This is a genomic window from Trichlorobacter sp., from assembly GCF_030247655.1.
Taxonomy (GTDB): Bacteria; Desulfobacterota; Desulfuromonadia; order Geobacterales; family Pseudopelobacteraceae; genus Trichlorobacter.
Window position 1 is genome coordinate 1 of record NZ_JAOTRZ010000141.1, and the last position, 7,493, is coordinate 7,493.

3 protein-coding genes are annotated in these 7,493 nt (G+C 49.0%); all 3 read right to left on the reverse strand.

The features are described 5' to 3' along the window. A partial coding sequence (gene rpoC, locus OEL57_RS11650) for a DNA-directed RNA polymerase subunit beta' (RefSeq protein WP_300740702.1) occupies positions 1–2,425 on the reverse strand: 2,425 nt, incomplete at its 3' end. 76 nt (positions 2,426–2,501) lie between these two features. Then, positions 2,502–6,995, reverse strand: coding sequence for a DNA-directed RNA polymerase subunit beta (gene rpoB / locus OEL57_RS11655; protein ID WP_300740703.1), 4,494 nt, complete (start codon positions 6,993–6,995; stop codon positions 2,502–2,504). A 163-nt stretch (positions 6,996–7,158) separates the two neighbouring features. Further along, a complete protein-coding gene (rplL, locus tag OEL57_RS11660; RefSeq protein WP_300740704.1) occupies positions 7,159–7,491 on the reverse strand; it encodes a 50S ribosomal protein L7/L12 in 333 nt (110 codons plus the stop codon). Positions 7,492–7,493 lie beyond the last annotated feature (2 nt).

A 7,493-nucleotide genomic window follows, 5' to 3' on the forward strand; every position in this document is an offset into this window, starting at 1 on the left:
TGATAATTGCGTCCTGAGCCACGTCAACCAGACGACGGGTCAGGTAACCGGAGTTTGCAGTTTTCAACGCGGTATCAGCAAGACCCTTCCGGGCACCGTGAGTTGAGATAAAGTACTGCAACACGGCCAGACCTTCACGGAAATTTGCCGTAATCGGGGTTTCGATAATTTCACCAGATGGCTTAGCCATCAACCCCCGCATACCAGCCAACTGACGAATCTGCTGAGCCGAACCCCGCGCACCGGAGTCTGCCATCATGTGAATTGCGTTAAAAGAAGGTATCTCCACCTCTTTACCGTCAGTATCAATGACAATTTCCTTGGAGAGGTTACCCAGCATTTCTTTGGCAATCTCTTCCGTAGCCTTTGCCCAGATATCGATGACCTTGTTGTAACGTTCACCATCGGTAATCAAACCTTCGGTGTACTGGTTCTGAATTTCCTGAACCTCTTCATTTGCCCTGTCAATGATGGCCTGTTTTCCTTCAGGGATAACCATGTCATCAATACAGATTGAAATACCTGCCAGGTTTGCATAGCGGAAACCGGTTTCTTTCAGGCGGTCAGCCAGAATAACGGTTTCCTTGTTGCCAGCCAGACGATAGCAAGTATCAATCAGGTTGGAGAGCTCCTTCTTGTTCATGACCTTGTTAATAGCCGAGAAAGGAACCTGAGGTGGCAATACTTCACGAAGAATGATCCTGCCGACAGTCGTATCTACCAGTTGCGGTTTTTCTTCAGTATTATCAGGAGTATCAATCATCCGCACCTTGACCCGTGCCTGCATATCAACCTCACCATGGTCAAAGGCGATACGTACTTCTTCAGGGGAAGCAAAGGTGGTCCGCTCACCTTTTGCGCCGATACGCTCTCTGGTCATGTAGTAAGTACCAAGAACCATATCCTGAGAAGGCACAATAATTGGTTTACCATGGGCCGGGGAGAGGATGTTGTTGGTAGACATCATCAGGACTCTGGTCTCAACCTGGCTTTCAATGGATAGCGGTAGGTGTACAGCCATTTGATCGCCGTCGAAGTCGGCGTTAAAGGCGGTACAGACCAGGGGATGCAGCTGAATTGCCTTGCCTTCAATCAGAACCGGTTCAAAGGCTTGAATACCAAGACGGTGAAGAGTCGGTGCCCGGTTCAACATGACCGGGTGTTCCCTGATGACCTCTTCAAGTACGTCCCAAACCTCAGGGCGCTCCTTCTCAACCATCTTTTTTGCACTCTTTATAGTGGTAACATAGCCACGCTCTTCGAGTTTATTGTAGATAAACGGTTTAAACAGCTCCAAAGCCATCTTTTTAGGCAAACCGCACTGGTGCAGCTTCAGCTCAGGACCAACAACGATAACGGAACGACCTGAGTAGTCAACCCGTTTACCCAGCAAGTTCTGACGGAAACGCCCTGATTTACCTTTCAGCATATCAGACAGTGACTTAAGCGGACGCTTGTTAGGTCCGGCTATAGCCCGACCACGACGACCATTATCAAACAATGCGTCAACCGCTTCCTGCAGCATCCGCTTTTCGTTGCGGATAATAACCTCTGGTGCCTGCAGTTCACAAAGGCGCTTAAGACGGTTGTTACGGTTAATAACCCGACGATAGAGGTCGTTCAGGTCAGAAGTTGCAAAACGACCACCATCCAGCGGAACCAACGGACGCAATTCAGGTGGCAACACCGGAATACACTCAAGAATCATCCACTCCGGCTTGTTGCCGGACTGCTTGAATGCCTCAACAACTTTAAGACGTTTGGCAACCTTCTTACGCTTAGCCTCGCTGGTGGACTCCATCATCTCCATCCTCAGCTGCACAGCCAACTCATCAAGCTCCAGCGCCTGCAGGCACTTACGAACAGCCTCTGCACCCATGCCACCATCAAAGGCATCAATGCCGTACTCTTCTTGAGCCTTCAGGAACTTATCCTCTGACAACACTTCGCAGAACTTCATCGGTGTAGAACCGGGATCAGTAATGGCAAAGGCTTCAAAATACAGCACCCGCTCAAGATCCTTCAGGGTAATGTCAAGCAGGTTACCTATCCGGGAAGGCAATGACTTGAGGAACCAGATATGAGCAACCGGAGTAGCCAGATCAATATGACCGAGGCGTTCACGGCGGACCTTTGAGGGAATAACCTCAACGCCACACTTTTCGCAGATGATACCACGGTGCTTCATCCGCTTGTATTTACCGCAGTTACACTCGTAATCTTTAGTCGGTCCAAATATCTTGGCACAGAACAGACCATCCCGTTCCGGCTTGAAGGTCCGATAATTTATCGTCTCAGGCTTCTTCACTTCACCAAAAGAACGCTCTCGTATCTTCTCCGGTGAGGAGATTGAGATACGGATAGACGAAAAATGCAGTGGATCTTTAGGTTTATCGAAGAAACTTCCTGTGAAATAATCTTCCACGGTCTATCCTCCAGTATAGTCTCATCATCAGGGCGAACCGAATGGTCCGCAACAGCGGCATGACTACCGCACGGTGTTACTCATCCCCTTCAAGCAGCTCCACATCCAGACAAAGTGATTGGAGTTCCTTGATAAGCACGTTAAAGGATTCAGGCAGACCGGGTTCCAAGGTATGCTTGCCTTTGACGATCGCTTCGTACATACGGGTACGACCGGAGACATCGTCCGACTTGACGGTTAGGAACTCCTGCAGCGCATAGGAGCAACCATACGCCTCCATTGCCCAGACCTCCATCTCACCCAGTCGCTGACCACCGAATTGTGCCTTACCACCAAGCGGTTGCTGGGTTACCAGCGAGTAAGGTCCAATAGAACGTGCGTGAATCTTGTCGTCAACCAAGTGGTGCAATTTCAGCACATACATGATCCCGACCGTTACTTTATGTTTAAACGGCTCACCTGTACGGCCGTCAAAAAGTGTTACCTGGCCATTGGTTGCAAAACCTGCCCTGGTCAACAGCTCCTTGATTTTAGCCTCCCCTGCCCCTTCAAAAACTGATGAGGCCATAGGCACACCACGTGACAAGCGACGTGCTACCAGTAGAAGTTCTTCACGATCCATGGTATCAAGGATCTTGTTGAATTCAGGGTTATCATAGGTTTCACGGATAAATTTCTTCAAATTTTCTTCAGAAGTATGCTCTTCGAGCATTTTCTGAATCTTCCAACCAAGTCCCTTTGCAGCCCAGCCCAAATGTGTTTCAAGAATCTGACCCACGTTCATACGGGAAGGAACACCCAGCGGGTTAAGCACGATCTCAACCGGACGGCCGTCATCCATATACGGCATATCCTCTTCCGGCATGATCCGGGAAACAACACCCTTGTTTCCGTGACGGCCTGCCATCTTGTCACCAACCTGCAGCTTGCGCTTAATGGCAACATAGACCTTAACCATCTTGATCACGCCAGGGGGTAGATCGTCACCTCTTCTCAACTTTTGAACCTTGTCGTCGAACACACCACGAATCAGCTCAACCTGCTCATTGAGTTTGGAGATAACCTCAGCAACCTTTTCTTCTACATCAGTACCATCACCGACTGAAATGGTAGCCCAGCGGTCCATGGTCAATGACTCAAGCAACTCCTCAGTGATCTTCTTACCTTTGGCAAGCACGGTCACGCCCTGACGATCTTCAACTTTGGCACCGGCTGTCTTACCAACCAGGAGGCGTTTCAGCTTTCCACGGGCAGTATCACGAATGATACGAACCTCATCCTGCTCATCCTTGCGGAGTTTTTCTTCTTCAATCTTCTCGATCAGTTCAGTCCGTGCATCTTTATCATTACCTTTACGGGAGAAGACCTTGGCACCAATGACTGTACCTTCCACACCCGGAGGTATAGTAAGCGAGGTATCGCGCACATCACCGGCCTTTTCACCGAAGATGGCACGCAACAACTTTTCTTCAGGAGAGAGCTGAGTCTCGCCTTTTGGCGTAATCTTACCAACCAGAATATCACCAGGTTTAACCTCAGCACCAATCCTGATAATACCGGACTCATCCAAGTCCTTGAGCGCTTCTTCACCAAGGTTTGGAATATCGGAGGTAATTTCCTCCTTACCCAACTTAGTATCACGGGCAACGCACTCAAACTCTTCAATATGGATTGAGGTATAACGATCATCCTTGGTCAAACGTTCTGAAACCAGGATGGAGTCCTCAAAGTTGTAACCACCCCATGGCATAAATGCCACAATGATGTTCTGACCAAGAGCAAGCTCACCCATGTCGGTTGAGGGGCCATCGGCAATTACATCGCCACGCTTGACCTTGTCTCCCACCTTAACCACCGGTTTCTGGTTAATACAGGTGTTCTGGTTGGAGCGAGAAAACTTGACCAGGTTGTAAATATCCACCCCTGTGCCGGCCTCATCGAACTCCTCTTCATCAATTTTGATGACGATCCGGCCTGCGTCAACCGCATCAACCATACCGTTATGGCGAGCAATAACAGAAACACCAGAATCCTTAGCAACAATCCGCTCCATACCGGTGCCCACAAGCGGTGAATCGGCTCGCAACAGCGGTACTGCCTGACGCTGCATGTTTGAACCCATCAGTGCCCGGTTGGCGTCATCGTTTTCCAAGAATGGGATCAAGGCCGCTGCAACGGATACCAGTTGCTTGGGAGCCACGTCCATCAACTCAATCTCATCCCGTTGTACCAGAACAAATTCACCACTCTTCCGAGCAGAGACATACTCATTAATAAGGCGACCGTCCTGATCCATCAGGGCGTTTGCCTGCGCAATGGCATGTCCTTCCTCTTCCAGTGCCGAGAAGAATTTGACTTCGTTGGTAACCTGGCCTTCACGAACCAAACGGTACGGTGTTTCAACAAAGCCATGCTCGTTGATCCGGGCGTAGGTTGAAAGCGAAGCGATCAGACCAATGTTCGGACCTTCCGGTGTCTCAATCGGGCAGACCCTGCCGTAGTGCGTAGGGTGTACGTCCCGAACCTCAAAACCGGCACGTTCGCGGGTCAGGCCACCTGGTCCAAGGGCCGACAGACGGCGTTTGTGGGTAACCTCGGACAGCGGGTTGGTTTGGTCCATAAATTGTGACAGCTGGGAAGAACCGAAAAACTCTTTAACCACCGCTGAAACAGGTTTGGAGTTAATAAGATCGTGGGGCATCAGGTTTTCAACTTCCTGAAGAGACATCCGCTCTTTGATAGCCCGCTCCATCCGCACCAAACCAATACGGTACTGGTTTTCAAGCAGCTCACCAACAGCCCGTACACGACGGTTGCCCAGATGGTCAATATCGTCGATTACACCACGACCGTTTTTCAACTCGATCAGGTAGCGTACTATCTCCAGGATATCATTACGCTGGCAGCGTTCTACAGAACCACCAAAGGCAACTTCAAGCAGCATCCGGTTACGACGAAGCCCCTCAATACGACGACGGTTTTCATCATAGCCACCCTGCTCAATCAGATCCACCAGTTTGCTGAATACGTCAGGCAGTTCAATGCCCTCCAGCAGATCACGCTGGAAAAATTCTGGGTTGGCAACAATTCCGTTCAACTCGTCTGCCAGCTGTTCCAGTACACGCTCAGGCACAGGCTGTTGCAGATCAAGCTTTTTAAGTGTTTTGGCAAGTTCTGTAGAGATTCTTTCCTTAAGTGCCATATCAACTGGACGAGAACCGCTTACCAGACTTCCGATCAACTGATCGGCATGCTGCAGCTCAGCAGCAGTCAGCATGGTAGGTCCATTAAGGATAGTACAATCAGGCCATACTTTCAGCCCAAGCTTGAAATTAAGCTTCAGACGTCCAACTGCAGAAAGATCATAACGTTCTGGATTAAAAAACAGGTTATCAAACAGCACAAGTGAGCTTTTGAGGGTTGGAGGATCACCAGGACGGAGACGACGATAGATCTCAATCAAAGCCTCATCGCTACTGTTAACCTTGTCAGCGAGCAAGGTGTCACGGAAAGAAGAGGTGATATTGAGTCCATCGATATAGAGTAAGCCGAAAGAGCCAACCTCCTTCAAACGCAACTCATCCAACTTATCAGCTGTCAGCTCCTGGTTGCATTCCAACAGAATTTCACCGGTAACCGGATCGACGACATCAGCTGATGCGTAGCGACCGATAATGCTCTCGGCAACGGTTGGTATGGTTGTTACGCCATGATCAAGAAGTTTTTTGATTGAGGCCTTGGTAAACTTTCTATTGGCCTTGACAATCACTTCACCTTTGGCATCGACAACATCGACTACAGCCTTTTGAAGGGTTAACAGTTCCGGCTCAATCCCTTTACGTAGCTCACCACCAGAGATAACAATCTGCTCGTTCTTATAGTAGTAGTTAAGCAGATGCTCAACAGAGTAACCAAGCGCCTTTAACAGAACCGTGGCTGGCATCTTACGACGGCGGTCGATTCTGACAAAAAGTATATCTTTGTGGTCAAACTCAAAATCAAGCCATGAGCCCCGGTAGGGAATAACGCGCGCTGAATAAAGCACTTTACCGCTAGAGTGGGTTTTCCCTTTGTCATGGTCAAAGAATACACCAGGTGAACGGTGTAACTGACTGACGATAACACGCTCAGTACCATTAATAATAAAGGTGCCGTTCTCGGTCATCAACGGAATTTCCCCGAAGTAGACCTCCTGCTCCTTGATATCCTTAACACCACGGACACCCGATTCCTTACCGGAATCCCAGATAACAAGCCGCACCTTCACCTTCATAGGGGCTGCATAGGTCATGCCGCGCTGATGACACTCTTCAACATCGTACTTAGGTTTGCTCAGTGTATAGGAGACATACTCAAGTGATGAAGTTTCGCTGAAATCCTTAATCGGAAAAACAGACCTGAAAACAGCTTCTAGACCAATATTTTTACGCAATTCCAACGGCACATCGGATTGCAAAAAACGGCGATAAGAGTTTTTCTGAATGTCAATCAGGTTCGGGATATCAATGATATTCTTGATAGTGGCAAAATTGTTGCGCAGCAGGTGGTTGTTGGCGATCGTGTAGGCCATACCTTCTCCTTCGGCAAGTAGCATAAAGAACAGACAACAGCACGCAAAATACTGATTTAATTAGATTAAGTCACTAATTGCATGCCAGGGGGATTATTAAAAACAGGACAAGCCAAGGCCGCACCAGGCGACCTTGGCTTCCTGCAGGTATTGCACTGCGCAACTATTTGATTTCTGCTTCTGCGCCTGCTTCAACCAGTTGCTTTACAGCTTCATCGGCCTCTGCCTTGGCAATGCCGGTTTTAACTGGACTCGGTGCGCCATCAACCAGGTCTTTTGCTTCCTTCAGACCCAGGCTGGTCAACGTACGAACAACCTTAATCACATTGATTTTGTTAGCACCGGCACTCTTCAGGATAACGTCAAATTCGGTTTTTTCTTCAGCAGCTTCAGCTGCTACAGGGGCAGCAGCAGCTACAGCTACAGGAGCAGCAGCTGAAACGCCAAACTTTTCTTCCAGCTCCTTAACCAGCTCAGCCAGGTCAAGAACAGTCATCT